At 64.9% G+C, this 16,909-nt stretch carries 11 protein-coding genes; 9 read left to right on the top strand and 2 right to left on the bottom strand.

Annotation, left to right across the window (positions count from 1 at the left end; translation table 11 throughout):
- Window position 1: 1 nt before the first annotated feature.
- Window positions 2-1,054 (top strand): ABC transporter ATP-binding protein, encoded by a 1,053-nt coding sequence (locus tag OLSU_RS06620; RefSeq protein ID WP_013252178.1) that lies wholly within the window; start codon window positions 2-4, stop codon window positions 1,052-1,054.
- 537 nt (window positions 1,055-1,591) lie between these two features.
- Here OLSU_RS06620 and OLSU_RS06615 read toward each other — a convergent pair.
- A complete protein-coding gene (locus OLSU_RS06615; protein WP_013252177.1) occupies window positions 1,592-3,214 on the bottom strand; it encodes an ABC transporter substrate-binding protein in 1,623 nt (540 codons plus the stop codon).
- Between the two features lie 246 nt (window positions 3,215-3,460).
- Here OLSU_RS06615 and pepT point away from each other — a divergent pair, with 246 nt between their 5' ends.
- The 8 genes from pepT (at window position 3,461) to OLSU_RS06575 (ending at window position 14,552) form a co-directional block, all read left to right on the top strand.
- Window positions 3,461-4,729, top strand: coding sequence for a peptidase T (gene pepT, locus OLSU_RS06610; protein ID WP_013252176.1), 1,269 nt, complete (start codon window positions 3,461-3,463; stop codon window positions 4,727-4,729).
- Between the two features lie 155 nt (window positions 4,730-4,884).
- Window positions 4,885-5,943: a zinc-binding metallopeptidase family protein gene (locus OLSU_RS06605; RefSeq protein WP_013252175.1), complete on the top strand. Its 1,059-nt coding sequence runs from the start codon at window positions 4,885-4,887 to the stop codon at window positions 5,941-5,943.
- A gap of 215 nt (window positions 5,944-6,158) precedes the next feature.
- On the top strand, window positions 6,159-6,569 hold the full coding sequence (locus OLSU_RS06600; RefSeq protein ID WP_013252174.1) for a hypothetical protein: 411 nt from the start codon (window positions 6,159-6,161) through the stop codon (window positions 6,567-6,569).
- Window positions 6,570-6,621: 52 nt separating this feature from the next.
- Entirely contained in the window at window positions 6,622-7,260 is a 639-nt protein-coding gene (coaE, locus tag OLSU_RS06595; protein WP_013252173.1) for a dephospho-CoA kinase, read from the top strand.
- Entirely contained in the window at window positions 7,253-7,840 is a 588-nt protein-coding gene (locus OLSU_RS06590; protein WP_013252172.1) for a lytic transglycosylase domain-containing protein, read from the top strand. Before coaE ends, OLSU_RS06590 begins: the two co-directional genes overlap by 8 nt.
- 84 nt (window positions 7,841-7,924) lie before the next feature.
- Window positions 7,925-10,240 carry an excinuclease ABC subunit UvrB gene (uvrB, locus tag OLSU_RS06585; protein WP_013252171.1) on the top strand — a complete coding sequence of 772 codons (2,316 nt, stop codon included), beginning with the start codon at window positions 7,925-7,927 and terminating at the stop codon, window positions 10,238-10,240.
- An 819-nt stretch (window positions 10,241-11,059) separates the two neighbouring features.
- Complete coding sequence (locus tag OLSU_RS06580; RefSeq protein ID WP_041548965.1) at window positions 11,060-11,887, top strand: hypothetical protein; 828 nt, start codon at window positions 11,060-11,062, stop codon at window positions 11,885-11,887.
- A 499-nt stretch (window positions 11,888-12,386) separates the two neighbouring features.
- Complete coding sequence (locus OLSU_RS06575; RefSeq protein ID WP_013252169.1) at window positions 12,387-14,552, top strand: C69 family dipeptidase; 2,166 nt, start codon at window positions 12,387-12,389, stop codon at window positions 14,550-14,552.
- Between the two features lie 683 nt (window positions 14,553-15,235).
- Here the strand turns inward: OLSU_RS06575 and OLSU_RS06570 are convergent.
- Window positions 15,236-16,906 carry an NAD(P)/FAD-dependent oxidoreductase gene (locus OLSU_RS06570; protein WP_013252168.1) on the bottom strand — a complete coding sequence of 557 codons (1,671 nt, stop codon included), beginning with the start codon at window positions 16,904-16,906 and terminating at the stop codon, window positions 15,236-15,238.
- Window positions 16,907-16,909: the final 3 nt, after the last annotated feature.

The following is a 16,909-nucleotide window of genomic DNA, read 5'->3' as shown; positions in this document are numbered from 1 at the left end:
GATGGGCAGGAACAGGGACATGAACGACGTCGTGCTCAAGGCGGAGCACCTCACCAAGCGCTATCCCATCAAGAAGGGCCTCTTCGGCAAGTCCCGGCAGTTCGTCCATGCCCTCGAGGACGTGTCCTTCGAGCTGCACAGGGGCGAGACCTTCGCCATCGTCGGCGAGTCGGGCTGCGGCAAGTCCACCACGGGCAAGTGCGTCCTGCGTCTGACGGAGCCCACCGAGGGCACGGTCACGCTGGACGGAGAGGACTTCACCGCGCTCTCGGGTGACGCGCTGGTACGGGCGCGCCAGAAGATGAAGCTCATCTTCCAGGATCCGTACAGCTCGCTCAACCCGCGCATGACCGTGGCCGACATCATTGCCGAGCCCATCGACATCGCCGGCACCTACAAGACCAAGGCCGAGCGCGACGCCCGCGTCGAGGAGGTCATGGGCGCCGTGGGCCTGGACCTCTCCTACAAGTACCGCTATCCGCACGAGTTCTCCGGAGGGCAGCGCCAGCGCATCGGCATCGCCCGCGCCATCGTGCTCGAGCCCGAGGTCGTGGTGTGCGACGAGCCGGTCTCCGCGCTTGACGTGTCGGTGCAGGCCAAGGTCATCAACCTGCTGGAGCGGCTCCAGGACGACCTGGGCCTGTCCTACGTCTTCATCAGCCACGACCTTTCCGTCGTCAAGCACATCTCCGACACGGTCATGGTCATGTACCTGGGTCACGAGATGGAGCTGGCGGAGAAGGACGCGCTGTTCGAGAGGCCACTGCACCCCTACACCCAGGCCCTTCTCGACGTCATCCCGCGCATCCGTCACGAGCGCATCCAGGACAAGCGCATCCTGCAGGGCGACGTCCCCAGTCCCACCAACCCGCCCGAGGGCTGCGTGTTCCACACGCGCTGCAGCCGGTGCATGAGGGTCTGCACCGAGGTCGCGCCCGAGCTGCGTGAGGTCGAGCCCGGGCACCTCTGCGCCTGCCACCTCTTCGACGAGGCGCTCTCAGAAGCGGAGCGAGAGCTCGTGGGCATTGCGCCCGAGGCCAAGACACAGGCGTAGGGTGAAGGACGTACGCTGCGGCAGGGTTCGGCAGAAAGTTGGATGGCGGCGTTACGGGCGCATCAATGAGCGCGTGGCGGTCGGGGATGGGATGTCACCGTATCGGTTCGCAGCGGCTTTCGCGCTCCGCCAGGCCGCGATGCGCTGTCCTCGCATCCTTGCCCTACAACCTCATTCACAATAGTTTCTCACGCGTCCATTTTTAGAGGCCCCGGGGACGGCAGGACAACTATCGTGAGTTGCGATGGGGACAGATTCACAATACTTCGCCAGACATCCCGGATAGGGTCACTTTGCGGATGCGTGGCGAGGTATTGTGAGTGCACCCGAGAGTTAGTTTCAAAAATTTTCACACTAGTTATCCAGCCATCCATGAGGGACAGAAAACTGGACGGCTAGCGAAGAACTGTGAAGTTCTCTCGGCCAAGGCTCACAGTAACTTCCCTGCCGTCCATGTTATCGATGCCCGCTGAGGGGCAGCGGGGCAGCGCCGTATGCCAGCCTGCCCGCTCCTGTCTTGCTCGCCTACAGCCCCCCTCAGCCCTTGGTGACCTTCCTGAACAGGGGGTTCACCAGGACCTGCAGGCCCTTGAAGTCGCTCTTGAGGGCATAGGGCATCTGCGGCCAGCAGACGGGCAGGCAGGCATAGTCGATGCGGACAAGCTGCTTGTCGGCCTGCTTGGCGAGGTTGGCGATGGCGCTGTCGCCGTCGGTGGTCTGGCGCGCCTCGTCTACGAGCGCGTCGAAGACGGTGCTCTCGTAGAACGAGCTCTTGGCAGCCGCACGGTCGCTCCTGAAGTAGGAGCCCATGTGCTCGATGCCCTGGAAGCAGAGGGTCGACCAGGTGACCAGCGTCACCTGGAGCGTGCCGTTCTTGCGCGACTCGGACCAGACGCCGTTGTCGATGACCTGGACGTCGCAGCTGACGCCAATCTTGGACCAGGCGTCCTGCAGGGCGACCATGAGGTCCTGGTCCTGTGAGCGCACCTGGGCGCTCAGCGCAAGGCCATCGGCACCGGCCTCGGCGAGCAGCGACTTGGCCTTTTCGACGTCATAGTCCAGCACGTCGTAGCTGCCGTCATGGCCTGACTCCGAGGAGGGGCAGAAGCAGCTGGCGGGTTCGGCGGCGCCGGAGAGCACGGTGTCGCAGATCTCCCTGCGGTTGATGGCGAGCGAGAGCGCCTGGCGCACGCGAACGTCTGCGAGCTTCTCGTCCTTGAGGTTGAGGTTCACGAACTGCGTGGACGCCGGGGCGTAGTAGACGATGTCATCCTTGACGTCGTCGTCCGCAGCATAGGTCTTGATGAGGCTGCGGTCGATGAACGCCAGGTCGATGTCAGCGTTCTTGTAGCTGAGCATGCGCGTGTTGGCGTCATCGATGTAGACGAAGTCGACCTCGTCCAGGTCGACCTTGCCCTCGTGGTAGTCCTCGAAGGCCTTGAGGACCACCTCGGTGCTGTCGTCGTTGGACTCGAGCCTGAACGGGCCGGTGCCGATGAAGGTGGTGCCGGAGCCCCAGGCCTCGCCCGCCTCCGTGCAGGCCTTCTCGGGGTAGATGATCGCATAGAACTCGGACATCATGGCGAGGAAGGTGGAGTAGGGCTGGGTCAGCTCGATGGTGAAGTGCGTGTCGTCCTGCACCTGGACGCCCGAGAGCTCGGTGGCCACGCCGTCGATGATGTCCTGCGAGCCCTTGATGTAGACGAAGGAGTCGATCGAGGTGGCCTTGGTCTCGGGCAGGAACATGCGCGTCAGCGTGTACTTGACGTCACTGGACTTGAGGGTCTCCCCGTTGTGGAACTTGACGTCGTCCTTCAGGGTGAAGCTGTAGGTGAGCCCGTCGCTCGAGACGCTGGGCAGCGTGGTCAGGAGGACGGGGTAGATCTCCTTGGTGTCGGGGTCCATGTTCACCAGGGCCTCGGCCACTGCCTCGGAGACGCCCACGTCGTTGGAGGTCTTCTGGGTGTCGAAGGTGACCTTGGGGTTGGAGACGCCGAAGCGCAGCACCTTGGGCTCGCCCGTGTCGCTCGGCACGTCCGTCCTCCCTGCGTCGGAGGGGCCACCACAGGCCGTGAGGCCGACGCCCGCCGCCGAGAGGGCCGCACCCAGGCCGCCCCTGATGAACGTGCGCCGTGTGATGCTGGAGCCGTTGGTGTCCATGGTGGTCCCTTCGCTCGGGGTCGAGGCTGTGCCGAAAAGTCGTTTGATGCCAGGATTCTACCCTACCGCCGAGGAGGATCCGTCGCGGAGCGACGACCGCGTGGACGGCGGCCGCAGGGGGTCACGGAGAAGTAAACAATGGGAAACGTGTGTGGCCCATCGGAGGGGGCGAGGGGATGATAGGGTGGTGTGAGGCAGAGGGAGTGTGGGCGAGAAGGGCACGCTGCGCCAACCGAAAGGACTTTCATGAGTGAGATGAGTGACGTCGTCGACCGCCTTGTCAGGTACTGCTCGGTGGCCTCGCAGTCCGACCCGCTGAGCGCGGACAAGGTCCCCTCGACCGCCTGCCAGTTCGACATGGCGAACGTGATCGCCGATGACCTGCGCAAGCTGGGGGCAGAGAACGTCAGCGTCACCGAAAGCGCCTACGTCACCGCCCACTGGCCCGCAAGCGCAGGCTGCGAGGCCCTGCCGACCTTGGGCTTCTGCTGCCACATCGACACCGCCTGGCAGTCCTATGGCGACCCCGTGCATCCCCAGGTCCTGCGCTACGAGGGAGGTCGCCTGGTCATCGGAAGCGGGCGTGACGGCAAGGAGGTCGCACTCGACCCCAAGACCAATCCCTGCCTCGATCGCATGGTGGGCTGGGACCTCGTCACCTCGGATGGCACTTCGCTCCTGGGTGGCGACGACAAGGCCGGTGACGCCATGGTCGTCTCGCTCCTGTCCCGCCTCAAGGCCGACCCGTCACTGCCGCACCCGCGCCTTGCCGTGAGCTTCGTGCCCGACGAGGAGATCGGCCACGGCGCGGCGCTGCTCGACCTCGACGAGTTTGGTGCGGCCTTCGGCTACACCATCGATGGCGGTCCCTTGGGAGAGTTCTGCTACGAGACCTTCAATGCGGCCGAGGCCAAGGTCCGGGCCAAGGGCCTCTCGGTCCACACGGGCACCGCCAAGGGCATCATGATCAACGCCTCGGAGGCCATCATGCGCTTCCATGCCCTCGTGCCTCCCCAGGAGAGGCCGGAGTACACCGAGGGCCACGACGGCTTCTACTATCTCGAGCGCGTCGAGGGCAACTGCGAGGAGGCCCTGGCCGACTACATCATCCGCGACCACGACCAGGACAAGGTGGAGGCCCGCAAGGAGCTCATGCGCCAGGCCGTCGCCTTCGTGAACCAGGCCTTCGGCCAGGAGGTCCTGACCATCGAGATTCGCGACCAGTACCACAACCTGGCCGATGTCGTGGCCCTTCCCGAGCACCGCCACCTCATCGACAACGCCCGTGCGGCGTATGCCAAGATCGGCCAGGAGATGACCTGCATCCCCATGCGCGGCGGCACCGATGGCAGCCAGCTGAGCTTCCGCGGCTTCGCCTGCGCGAACCTCTCCGCGTGCTACTACAACGCCCACGGCGTGCGCGAGTTCGTCCCCGTACCCGAGCTCGAGGCGATGGTCGACATGCTCCAGGAGCTCGTCGCCCTCTACGCCGTGCCCCAGCCTGCGGTGGGGTAGGGCACCCCCGCCTGGCGTCATGCGCCGCGCCCGCTGGCGCAGGAGCCCTCGCGGCGCGTGCGGTCTCCGCCGATGGCACCCCCGCTGATGGCATCCACGCCAATCATGTCCGTCCATCTCGCCCGTGCGACGGTGGCCATTCGAAGGAGAAGAGCATGACCCCCAAGATCGACGCCCGCTACCTCACCGACACCCTGAAGGAGCTCGTCGAGGTCGACAGCCCCGTGGGCTACTACAACGACATACACGACTACCTGCGTGGCAAGTTTGCCGAGCTGGGCTATGAGATGGAGGTCGACAACAAGGCCACGGCCTACGTCCGCGTGCGGGGCAGGGATTCCCAGGCCCCCGCCGTGTGCGTGGGCGCCCACCTGGACACCATCGGCCTGATCGTGCGCGGCTTCAACGATGACGGGACCCTTCGCGTGCGCCAGTTGGGCGGCATCAACTACCACTCCATCGAGGGGGAGACCTGTCGCGTCCACTGCCGTGACGGCCGCGTCGTGGTCGGCCAGGTCATCTGCAACAAGCACTCCGTCCACGTCTTCGAGGACTGCAAGAGCGCTCCGCGTGACGAGAACACCATGTCCGTCTCGCTCGTCGCGGATGTCTGCTGCCCGGCCGACGCCCGCGCCCTGGGTGTGACCGAGGGTGCGATCGTCTCCATAGACCCGCAGTTCGAGGCCTTCGACAACGGCTACATCGTCAGCCGCCACATCGATGACAAGGCCGCCGTTGCAGTGCTCATCGACACGCTGCGGTGGCTCGGGGAGACGGGCGAGAGGCCGGCGGCCGACACGCTCTTCGCCTTTCCCATCTACGAGGAGATCGGCCACGGCGGCTCCTACGTCCCAGCTGAGGTCGGGGAGTACGTGGCGCTTGACATCACCCTGATCGGTCCGGACTACGATGCCAACGAGCATCACGTGGGCATCATCGCCTCGGACCACAAGGGTCCCTACGACTGGGAGCTCACCAACCGGCTCATCCGTTGCGCGGAGGTCGCCTGCGACGCGGACAAGTGGAACACCCAAGTCTGCTTCCGTTACTCGACCGACGCCAACGCGGCCTACACGCTGGGCGCCAACCTGCGCAGCGCCGCCTTCGGCATGGCCTGCCTCAACACCCATGGGCGCGAGCGCTGCCATGTGGACGCCATCGTCGAGACCGAGAAGCTCTGTCGCGCCTATGTGATGGGCGAGGGCAGGGGGTAGGCGCCGGGTGGGAGCGGGAAGAAGATTTGGCGGACCGCGCCCCGACGGCATCGAACCGTCCTGTGGATTTGCGGCACCCTCCTCCTGAAGGATGGCGCCGGGGTATGCCTTGGACGATAATGGGAAGACTGTTGCATACCAGAGACGGGCATTTCGGCCAAGGCCGGTGGTGGCAGCCCTTGCGTCTGCCCGTGTGAGAAAAGAGGCGCTCCAAGATGGCGAACGGTGACATTCAAAGTAAGGTGGCCCAGTTCATGCGCGGCCGCAACGGCGCCGACGAGCTCGGCATGCTTACGGTCGAGGTGGCCCTCATCCTGGGCATCGTCAACGCCTTCGCCCGTCAGCTGTGGCTGGGCGTCGTCGTGGTCGCCCTTCTGGCCTACGCCGTGTTCCGCGTGGTCTCCACCAACGTGGGCCAACGCCGCAAGGAGAGCTATGGGGTCGTCTCCAAGCTGGGTCCGGTACGCCCCTGGATCACCAACCCCCGGAAGGCGTTCGAGGAGAACAGGGCCTACAAGCACGCCAGCTGCCCGCAGTGCCACCAGCACGTGCGCGTCCCGCGTGGCAAGGGGCTCCTGAGGGTCACCTGTCCCACCTGCAAGGAGAAGTTCGAGGTTCGCTCCTAGCAGGGGAGTCGGCGTCCGCAGGACCCTGCGTCCTCACGGCAAGGAGGCGCGCGTGTACACGGTCTTCCTGGCCGGGGGCATCGCCTCCGGAAAGTCGACGGTTGCCCGCGAGCTTTCGTTGCGCGGTGCGCGTCGCATCGACCTCGACCAGCTTTCGCGACGCGTCCTCGTGCCGGGGGGCGCCTGCCTACGCGAGATCGTCGCGGCCTTCGGCACGGATCTCGTCGAGGGGGAGACGGGCGAGCTGGATCGTGGCCTCCTGGCACGGCGGGCGTTCTCCTCGTCGGAGGCGGCCCGACGGCTTGAGTCTATCGAGCTGCCCCACATACGTGCCGAGCTTGCCCGCGAGCTCGCACGGGACACGCATCCCTGCTGTTGCGTCGTCGAGGTCCCCCTCCTGGACCGCATGGGTGACGTGCGGGGCCTGGCGGACGAGGTCGTCTGTGTGACCTGTCCCCTTCCCCTGCGCCGCCTGCGTGCACGGGGGCGCGGCATGGACCCGGGGGACTTCGATGCGCGTGCGGCCAGGCAGCCCACCGACGACTGGCTGCGCGCCCACAGCGACGTTGAGTTCGCGAACGACGGGGATGAGGGCGAGCTGCTGGATCAGGTCGCCCTCTGGTGGGATGCCCATGCCCGGAGGGGCTGGTCTTGCGGTGCGGCCGATGCGATGGGAGAGACACATGCGTGAGATGCGCTTCTGGCGCTGGTTCCGGACGCTTCCCCTCATGGCGATGGGCGTCCTGTGCGTCCTGACGGCGCTGGTGAGCGTGGCCCCGGACGCGCTGGTGCGACAGATGCTCTTTCCCGTGAAGTACGCGGACCTCATCGAGAGCGCGTCCGAGCGCTATGGCGTGGACGAGTACCTCATCTGCGCCGTCATCAAGTGCGAGTCGGACTGGGACAGCAAGGCCACCTCGTCGGCCGGCGCCGTCGGGCTCATGCAGCTGATACCGTCCACCTCGCAGGAGGTGGCACGCCTGGGGCTGGTCAGCGCTTCGGCGTACGACCCAGACAACCTCACCGACCCGGCAACCAACATCGAGTACGGCACCGCCTACCTGGCCTACCTGCAGAGCAACCTCTCGAGCAGGGACCAGGTCGTCGCGGCCTACAACGCGGGGCTGGGAGCCGTCTCCGGATGGCTCTCCCAGGGCGAGGACATCTCGAACCAGATACGGTATGCCGAGACGGCGACCTACCTGGTCCGCGTGAACGAGGCGTACGAACGCTACGCGCAGTTCTATCCCAACGGCATTGCGGCAGCGTAGGGTTGGCGGCGACGTTGCGGCAGCGTAGGGTTGGCGGTGCGGGGGTCGGCGCCGGTGTAGGCTCACGAGAGGGGAGACATGAGGATGGCGGAGGAAGTGGCGGGAGGGGCAGCGGGTCCCGCAGCGGATGGTCCGCGCACCTTTGTCGATGGCACGGGCCACGAGGTCGCCTACGAACCGCTCGCGGGCACGCCCGAGGCCAAGGAGCGCTTCGGCGCGGAGCTCAAGCGCTTCGGCCTCGAGCATGGTGACGAGCGCCTGGAGGTCGTCTCCCCCTACGAGCCCGCCGGCGACCAGCCCAAGGCCATAGCCAGGCTCGCGCGGGGCATCGAGGACGGCCTGCGCTACCAGACGCTTTTGGGCGTCACGGGGTCGGGCAAGACCTTCTCGATGGCCAAGACCATCGAGGCCACCCAGAGGCCCACGCTCATCATGGAGCCCAACAAAACGCTTGCGGCCCAGGTCGCAAGCGAGATGAAGGAGCTGTTCCCCCACAACGCGGTCGTCTACTTCGTCAGCTACTACGACTACTACCAGCCCGAGGCCTACGTCCCCCAGACGGACACCTACATCGAGAAGGACGCCTCCATCAACGAGGAGGTCGAGAAGCTGCGTCACCAGGCCACCTCCAGCCTCCTCTCGCGCCGCGACGTGATCGTGGTCGCGTCCGTCTCGTGCATCTACGGCATCGGCAGTCCGCAGGACTATGCGGGCCTGGCTCCCAACGTGGACAAGTCCGTCCCGCTCGAGCGGGATGACCTCATCCGCGAGCTCATCGACATCCAGTACGACCGCAACGACTACGACCTCTCCCGAGGCACCTTCCGGGTGCGCGGCGACACCATCGACGTGTTCCCACCCTACGCGGAGAACCCCCTGCGCGTCTCGTTCTTCGGCGACGAGGTCGAACTCATAGCCGAGATCGACAACGTGACGGGCGAGATCGTCCGCGAGTTCGATGCCATCCCCATCTGGCCGGCGTCCCACTACGTGACCGAGCGTCCCAAGATAACCCATGCGATCAAGACCATCAGCGAGGAGCTCGAGGGCCGCGTCAAGGAGCTCAAGGATAACGACATGCTCCTCGAGGCCCAGCGCCTCTCGCAGCGCACGGGCTACGACCTCGAGATGCTCGAGACCATGGGCTATTGCTCGGGCATCGAGAACTACTCGCGCCACATGGATGGGCGCAAGGCCGGCGAGCCGCCCTACACGCTGATCGACTACTTCCCCAAGGACATGCTCTGCATCATCGACGAGTCGCACGTCACCGTCCCGCAGATCCGTGGCATGTACGAGGGGGACCGCTCCCGCAAGGTCACGCTGGTCGAGCACGGCTTCCGCCTGCCGTCCGCACTCGACAACCGACCGCTGCGTTTCGATGAGTTCGAGCAGCGCATCGGGCAGTTCGTCTACGTCTCCGCGACTCCGGGCGACTACGAGGAGGGCGTCAGCCAGCAGGAGGTCGAGCAGGTCATCCGTCCGACGGGCCTCCTGGACCCCAAGGTCGAGGTACGCCCCGTCCGGGGCCAGATCGACGACCTCATCGAGGAGATCAAGGACCGCACCTCGCGCAAGGAGCGTGTGCTGGTGACCACGCTCACCAAGCGCATGGCCGAGGACCTCACGGACCACCTGCTGGACGAGGGCGTGAAGGTCAACTACATGCACTCCGACACCGCCACGCTCGACCGCGTCGAGATCATCCGCGACCTGCGCATCGGCAAGATCTCGGTGCTCGTGGGGATCAACCTCCTGCGCGAGGGCCTCGACATCCCCGAGGTCTCCCTTGTCGCCATCCTCGATGCCGACAAGGAGGGGTTCCTGCGCAACCGCCGCTCCCTGATACAGACCATGGGCCGCGCCGCGCGCAACGCCCAGGGCGAGGTCATCATGTATGCGGACACCGTCACGGACTCCATGCGCGAGGCCATGGGAGAGACGGCGCGACGTCGCTCCATCCAGGAGGCCTACAACTCCGAGCACGGCATCGTGCCAAAGACCATACGCAAGTCCATCACCGACGTGGCGAGCTTCATCGAGGATGCCGACAAGACCCTCAGCACCAAGTCGCGCGAGGGAGGGGAGTTCTTCACGGCGCCGGCCGGCGAGGGGCCTACGGGTACCGAGCACGAGCGGACCATAGACTCCGTCGCGCGCGAGCTTGCGGCCCTTCCGCCTGAGGAGGCGGGCAAGGTCATGGGGGCCCTCGAGGACGAGATGGTCCAGGCCTCGGTCGATATGGACTTCGAGCGCGCCGCCCAGCTGCGTGATCAGATCGTGGAGCTGCGTGGGCGTCTGGACGGCAGCTCGGAGGAGGATGTCATCTCCCGCCTGAAGGCGACGGATCGCAAGGGGAGTGCGCACGCGACCCGGCGCCGCTGGAAGCGGAAGAGATAACGTGGCGCCAACGTGCCGCCGGAGGCGGTGGCTGCCGCAGGCATCCTGCAGCACGACCCGTTCGACCGGGTGGTCGAGGGCACGGTCTTGGCAAGCTGCGCCTCTCGCCGAGTGGGCATGCAGCATGGGCGTTGCGAAAAAGGTCGCCGTGGCACTGGCGAGAGTTCGAGTGTTGAGAATATTGGCGCCGTGGCGCGGATTTTGTGCCACAGCGCCGATATTTGTCACGGAGTGGCCATGTGGCGTGCCACAGCGCTGATTTCTGTAACGTGTGCGAGCGGCGTTCACTCGCCGCACGAACTTATGTGGCAGGTGGCGAGAAATCAACGTTGAACATTGGGCCGGTGTGCCTGCTCCCTGCCCACAGCAGGGCGTGCGTCTTCTGTCCAGCGCATCGGGCGATGGCTTGACCTATATATATGCGGCAAGACAGGGTAATTCTGCCAGCTATCCGCATTCTGCCAGCTATCCGCAAGAATTCAGAAAGACATTTTTACCCAACCTTCGAATGGCGCCTGCCAAGAGAGGCGTGACGTATAGCCTTGATACATGGAACTGCTACTCACACATTCGACTGCGCTCGAGGCGTACCGATCCACCGGATTGCGTGCACTCCTGGCGAAGGGGGAAGTCTGTCCCGATGCCATTCCTTCCTGCCTGCCGGCACCGGAACGTCTGTCGCAACTTCGCCGTTACCTCGAGTTCTACGGCTTCTGCCCAAAGGTGATGGAGGCCTTAGTCAGCGGGGTCGGGAGCCGTCGCAGGTCTTCTAGCTTGCGGACCAGGGTCTGTGGGAGACCGCTGCCGACGGGAAGCATCATGGTGATCGGGGAGGGTGTCGCCTGCGTCATGCCCGAGCATCTTGCGGTTCAAATGGCCCCTCTGCTCACCAAGCTCGAGCTGCAGGTGCTTCTTTGCGAGCTGCTCGGCGTCTATGCGATTGTGCCGTCGATCTCCGATGGGATGCTGCAGAGAAACTCTCCGCTCATGGCCAAGGAGTCGATCGAGCGTCATATTGACAGGCTCGATCGCATCGACGGGATCGATCTCGTGCGGCAGGCGCTCCCGGCGACCGTAGAGGGCCTGGCATCCCCGATGGAGACACGACTGTGTCTACGGACGGTGCTCTCGCCGTGCTACGGGGGATACGGCATGGAGATCGATGCCGCGAATCGACCTCTCGACGTCGACGCCGTCGGCAAGAGGGGCTCACGGAAGGTCCGAAAGCCAGACTTCGTCTTTGGGGCCCTTCCCGGCTCGAGGGCCAAGGCGCGCTTCGTCGCGCTGGAGTACAACGGCAATGACCACCTCACGCGCGAGCGGCAGGCAGAGGACGAGCGCAGAACCAACGAGATCCTGGCGTACGGCGGCATCGAGTATCAGCTCAACAAAGAGCTGTACGACGATCTTGAATACATGGATGCCCTTATGAGGACGATTGCCGACGATATCGGTCATCCATGCTATCGGATGACGGAGGAGAGAAAGCGAAAGCGTCGGGCCTTGCGGCTTGCGCTCAAGGAGGAGCTTGACCGCATTGATGGGGTGACTTGGGGTGGCAGGAAGCGTGGCGATTACCGTAAGGTTGCCACGGAAGAGCCGCTCGATGCCGTCGAACTCGTGCCGGTTGATGCGTATGGGGTGTAGCGGCGAAGGATGTCGCAGACGGTGGTGTCGCGAAAAGAAGGGTCGTTACAGAGGGGGTTTGCGGAAAGAGAAGCCGCTGCAGAGGGGGGTTGTCGTAGAGACGACGCCACGGCATTAGATGCCGTGGCACTATGGGGCTGCGTGTAACAAAAAATGGCGCTGTGGCGCAGAATCCGTGCCACGGCGCCACAATTTGTCACGGTTTGGCCACGTGGCCCGCCACAGCGCCGTTATCTGCAGCGCGCCCTGGGCCCGAGGGCCTCCTTAACCTTGGCGACGATCGTCTCGCCAACGCCACCAAGGTCTTCCGCTCGCCGTCCATCCGGCACCTCTCCCTCTTTAAGGGGGCGCCCCCAGGTATCAGGCCTATATAATCCCAAGCTGATGTCCAGGTCTGTTAGGGGTCCCTGGAAGTTATCCAATCACCCTTGGGAGGTTGATGCGCTCTATGCACATGACAGGAAAGTGGGACAAGAGGCGTTTTGGAGGGGCTGTTGGCATGGCGGTCGCCATGGCGCTGTCGCTCTCCATGGCGCTGCCAAAGGATGCGCTCGCATGCACGCAGGTCTACGTCGGTCCCGGACTCACGGACACAGGTAACGTCTACGTTGGCCGCGCGGAGGACTACGCACCCCGCCATCCCAAGGCATTCGGCATCCAGGAGCCTCGGACCAACCCCACGTTCTCATCCGACGAGTCCGACTTCCAGTGGACGTACACGGGGACGACGTATCGCTACACCTATGTGCGCGACCTCCCCTCGGGTTGGGACAACCGCACCGATGCCTATTCCGAGGCGGGCACCAACGAGAGGGGCGTGAGCGTCTCCGCGACACTCACCACGGACTACAACGACCAGGTCAAGGCCGTCGACCCCTGTGGCAACGAGGACAGGGACAACCCGAGCGGTCTGGGCGAGTACACCATCGCTGACGTCGTGCTGGCCTGCAGTCCCACGGCGCGTGACGGCGTCAAGCTCCTGGGAAGGATCATCGACGAGCATGGCAGCTACGACTGCAACCAGATCATCGTCTCGGACAACAACGAGACCTGGCTCTTTGCGCAGCTCTCGGGGCATCAGTGGATCGCGCTCAACCTGACGGCCGCCTACCCCGACAAGGCTTCGGTCAACCCCAACATCGGACAGCTCAAGTATCAGGCCGACCTCGACGACGAGAACCTCTGCCTGCACTCCGAGAGGCTGAAGGAGACTGCCGTGGACGCGGGGAGCGCCACCTACTTTGCGGACGGATCCCTCGATGTCGCCACCTCGTACGGCGCAGCCAGTGCCGGTTCCGGACAGTACACGCGCCTTGCGCAGGGCCGCGTGTACTTTGGCTCCCCGCTCGAGGAGGGCAGCTACACGATGGGCGCGTCGGGCGTGACCTCCGTGAGCGATCCCCAGCTCCTCTTCACCCCCGGCAACGACAAGGTGGACCTGTTCCAGGCGCTGCGCTCCTTCGCGGCACGCGGCGAGCAGGACAGCAGCCTCAACGCCAACACCAATGCGGGTCTCTATGCCATCGGCAACAACCGCACGGTCGAGACTCACCTGTACCAGATCCGCCAGGGAATGAGTGCGGACGTCGCCACCATACAGTGGGAGAACCTCTCGCGCTCCGAGTTCGGCATCGCCATTCCCAGCTACTCTGCCCTGCTCACCGAGGTCGACAAGGACGTCTACCCTGCCGTCGATGGATGGAGCGAGGCGCACACGGGCACCGCCGAGAGGGAAGACAGCGTCGACGCCGCCATGGACGCCACGACCGACAACGGCTCGCTCGACTACGTCCTGATGGACATCAACACGCTTGCCTACAACAGGCGCGACAAGCTTGCCAGCGGCACCCGTGCCTATCTCGACGCCCTGCAGAGGCAGCTCATTGCCCAACAGGCGACGGTCGACAAGGTCATGCAGGAGACGCCCGCCTCCGAGCGCACGGACCTTGCCAACAGGCTCCACAAGCAGGCCAGCACCGAGGTGTACGCAAAGACCAAGGCCCTTCTCGACGAGATGCGCGCCTATCTTCATGGTGACCAGTCCACGCCCTTCGTCCCCAGCGACTTTGATGAGGAGACCGGCCTCGCGAAGACCCCCATCTGCTACGCCACCTCCGTCTTTGCCCCGACCTTCACCACAGAGCCCTCAAATGTGACTGTCGAGAAAGGCAAGCCTGTCACGCTCAGCGCCAAGGCGAGCATCCCCGATGGCGTCGAGGGCAGCGACTCCAAGCTGACCTACGAGTGGTTCAAGGTGGCGAAATCCTCCGACTCCAACGGCGCGAACGCCGGTGCGAAGCGGATCATGCCGTCGGCCGCCCTGCGTGTTCCCGCAGCAGGCAGCAGTGCCGACAGCTCCGCCGGTACGGGAGACACCCTTACCGTCGGCACTTCGGAAGTCGGCTCCTTCAGCTACTACTGCGTGGCCACCAACGGCACCTCCGGCCAGAAGGCCACCTCGCAGACCGCCACTGTCGAGGTCACAGAACCGAAGCCGGATCCCACTCCTGGCAATACGGTCACCCCGACGGGCAAGAGGGGTACGGGCAGGCTTCCTCAGACCTCCGACCCCATCAGCGTCCTTCCATCGTTTGCCCTGGGCGCGGCGGGCGCGGCGCTCGTCGTGGCGGCAGCAGTCCTCCGCACGAAGAGGAGTGGCAGGTAGTCACCCCAAGGTAGTCATCCCAAGCGTCTGACAGCGTGAGGCACAAGGCCCCGTCTCGCCCGAGCGCGAGGCGGGGCCTGGCACTGCGAGCGGAACTGATACGGAACTAATGCGATGGCCTTACGGGACTTGCTCCCGGGCGGATTGGCTGTGACTGGGCAGTCGGTCCATCCTATTTTTTCGGCGACCCCGTGGGTAAGCCCTTCTGGCGTCCGTGGCCTCTTCCTCCTCGCGGCTGCGCACCTAAGGCGGCCGCTCTCGGCCGTCTCATCAGAGCGGAGCCCGCTTTCGGAAGCTGCTTGTAACAAAATGAGCGGTTATGTGTGCCTATGTAGTTGCATATATTATGTCATTAGGAAAAACGTGTATTAATGGAGAACTAGTCACACCATCTACCTGTATATATTATTTTTTAAAGTACTTACGGCTAACAAACCTGTCGCGCCCTGCCATGGCAGAGGGGTTATAAGTGGTAAAAATCCACACATAACTGCCAAAAATGTTACATCCAGTTTTAAATGTTACATCCAGTTCTTGAATCGGCAGACGCGGGTGGGTCGAGGGCGCAAGTGAATAAATAGAGGGTGCGAACGAATAGAGGGTGCGAACGGGGAGAGAGCGTGGACGAGTCGGGGATGCGGGCGGTTTGGGAGTACGTGGACTTTCCGCACATGTCGCTCGCGCTACTCGAGGCTTTCGACCAGGGTCCGTGCCACGCGCAGACCATCGGTTGCGGCACTCATGATGCCACCCGCGTAGCCTGCCCCCTCGCCGCAGGGCCAGAGGCCCGCCGTGGAGAGGGACTGCAGCCCCTCGCCGCGGGTCACCCTCACAGGTGAGCTCGAACGCGTCTCGACGCCCGTGAGGACCGCACTCGCCTCCGAGAAGCCATGCAGCCGCCTGTCCATGCGGGGTATGGCGGCGCGTAGGGTCTCGCTCACGTAGCCTGGCAGGCAGGTCGCCACATCGCCCCAGGAGACGCCTCGCGGGTACGTGGGCGTGACGCTGCCTTGGCCCGAGGAGGGGACTCCCTGCAGGAAGTCCCCCACCAGCTGGGCGGGTGCCAGGTAGTCGCCGCCACCCGCCTCGTAGGCGCTGCGCTCGCAGCGGCGCTGGAGCTCGACGCCGGCAAGCACGTCATCGCCGGGAAGGTCATCGGGAAAGACGTTGGCTAGGAGCCCGGAGTTGGCGTTCTCGCCCTTGCGGTCCGAGAGGCTCATGCCGTTGGTGACCACTCCCCCCTCCTCGCTTGCCGCAGCGACCACGTAGCCACCGGGGCACATGCAGAACGAGAAGGCGCTGCGCCCGTTGCCGAGGTGCGTGACGAGCTTGTAGGGTGCGGCACCGAGTGCCGGATGCCCCGCGAAGGGCCCGTACTGCGCGCGGTCGACATCCCTCTGCAGGTGCTCGATGCGCACGCCCATGGCGAAGGTCTTGCGCTCCAGGGAGACGCCCCGTCTGCGCAGCAGCTCGAACACGTCGCGGGCCGAGTGCCCGCAGGCGACGACGACGTTTGCGGCGGGCAGGCGCTCCTCGACGACGAAACCGGAGTCGGATCCCTTCTGCCGTAGGGTGATGGAGCGGACGCAACCTCCCTGCGTGTCGAGGTCGACCATGCGGGTGGAGAAGCGAACCTCGCCCCCCAACTCCCCTATGCGCCTGCACATGTTGGTCACGACGGTGGGTAGCACGTCCGAACCCACGTGCGGCTTGGCGTCGTAGAGTATCTCGCGCTGGGCACCGCAGGCGACGAAGGTCTTGAGTATGTGGCGGTGCAGGGGGCTCTTGGTGCCGGTGGCGAGCTTGCCGTCGGAGAAGGTGCCCGCACCACCCAGGCCAAACTGAATGTTCGACTCTACGTCGAGCTTGCCGGTCCTGTTGAAGCGCTCGATGGAGGAGCTGCGATACCCGCTGTCCTGCCCACGCTCCACCAGCAGGGGCTCGAGCCCCGCCTCGGCCAGCGCCAGCGCGCAGAAGAGCCCCGCACAGCCGGCGCCGACGACCACGGGTCGTCCGACGCGCTTGGTCCCCAGGTGGACGGGGGCACGGAAGGCCATGTCAGCCACATCGTCCACAACGGACACGCCTCTCTCGGCGTGGCGACGCCTCAGGCGCTCGAGCAGGGACCTCTCGGCATTGGCCGCCCCGCGCAGCTGGATGCGGACGGTGTAGGTGAGATGGACGTCGCCCTTCTTGCGGGCGTCGATCGAGCGCTTGCGGGGCTCGACCGCCGCGAGGTCGTCAGGCGTGATGCGCAGACGGCGCAGCACGGCTGCCCGCAGGGCGCGATCCTCGGTGGCCGCGGTGCCGTCGAGCTGGTCGAGAGGGACGCGGATGTTGGAGATGTCGAGCATGCT

Origin of the sequence: Olsenella uli DSM 7084 (assembly GCF_000143845.1) — a bacterium.
In the GTDB taxonomy this organism is placed as follows: domain Bacteria; phylum Actinomycetota; class Coriobacteriia; order Coriobacteriales; family Atopobiaceae; genus Olsenella; species Olsenella uli.
The sequence above is the reverse complement of the archived record's forward strand: the minus strand, read 5'-3'. Positions and strand labels throughout refer to the sequence as shown.

Bases quoted from the DNA above. Each gene is read 5' to 3' on its own strand.
- uvrB (WP_013252171.1), top strand. From the start codon at position 7,925: ATGGCGGAGGAAGTGGCGGGAGGGGCAGCGGGTCCCGCAGCGGATGGT.
- OLSU_RS06570 (WP_013252168.1), bottom strand. From the start codon at position 16,906: ATGCTCGACATCTCCAACATCCGCGTCCCTCTCGACCAGCTCGACGGC.
- OLSU_RS06580 (WP_041548965.1), top strand. From the start codon at position 11,060: ATGGTGATCGGGGAGGGTGTCGCCTGCGTCATGCCCGAGCATCTTGCG.
- OLSU_RS06620 (WP_013252178.1), top strand. From the start codon at position 2: ATGGGCAGGAACAGGGACATGAACGACGTCGTGCTCAAGGCGGAGCAC.
- OLSU_RS06575 (WP_013252169.1), top strand. From the start codon at position 12,387: ATGGCGGTCGCCATGGCGCTGTCGCTCTCCATGGCGCTGCCAAAGGAT.
- pepT (WP_013252176.1), top strand. From the start codon at position 3,461: ATGAGTGAGATGAGTGACGTCGTCGACCGCCTTGTCAGGTACTGCTCG.
- OLSU_RS06600 (WP_013252174.1), top strand. From the start codon at position 6,159: ATGGCGAACGGTGACATTCAAAGTAAGGTGGCCCAGTTCATGCGCGGC.
- OLSU_RS06615 (WP_013252177.1), bottom strand. From the start codon at position 3,214: ATGGACACCAACGGCTCCAGCATCACACGGCGCACGTTCATCAGGGGC.
- OLSU_RS06590 (WP_013252172.1), top strand. From the start codon at position 7,253: ATGCGTGAGATGCGCTTCTGGCGCTGGTTCCGGACGCTTCCCCTCATG.
- OLSU_RS06605 (WP_013252175.1), top strand. From the start codon at position 4,885: ATGACCCCCAAGATCGACGCCCGCTACCTCACCGACACCCTGAAGGAG.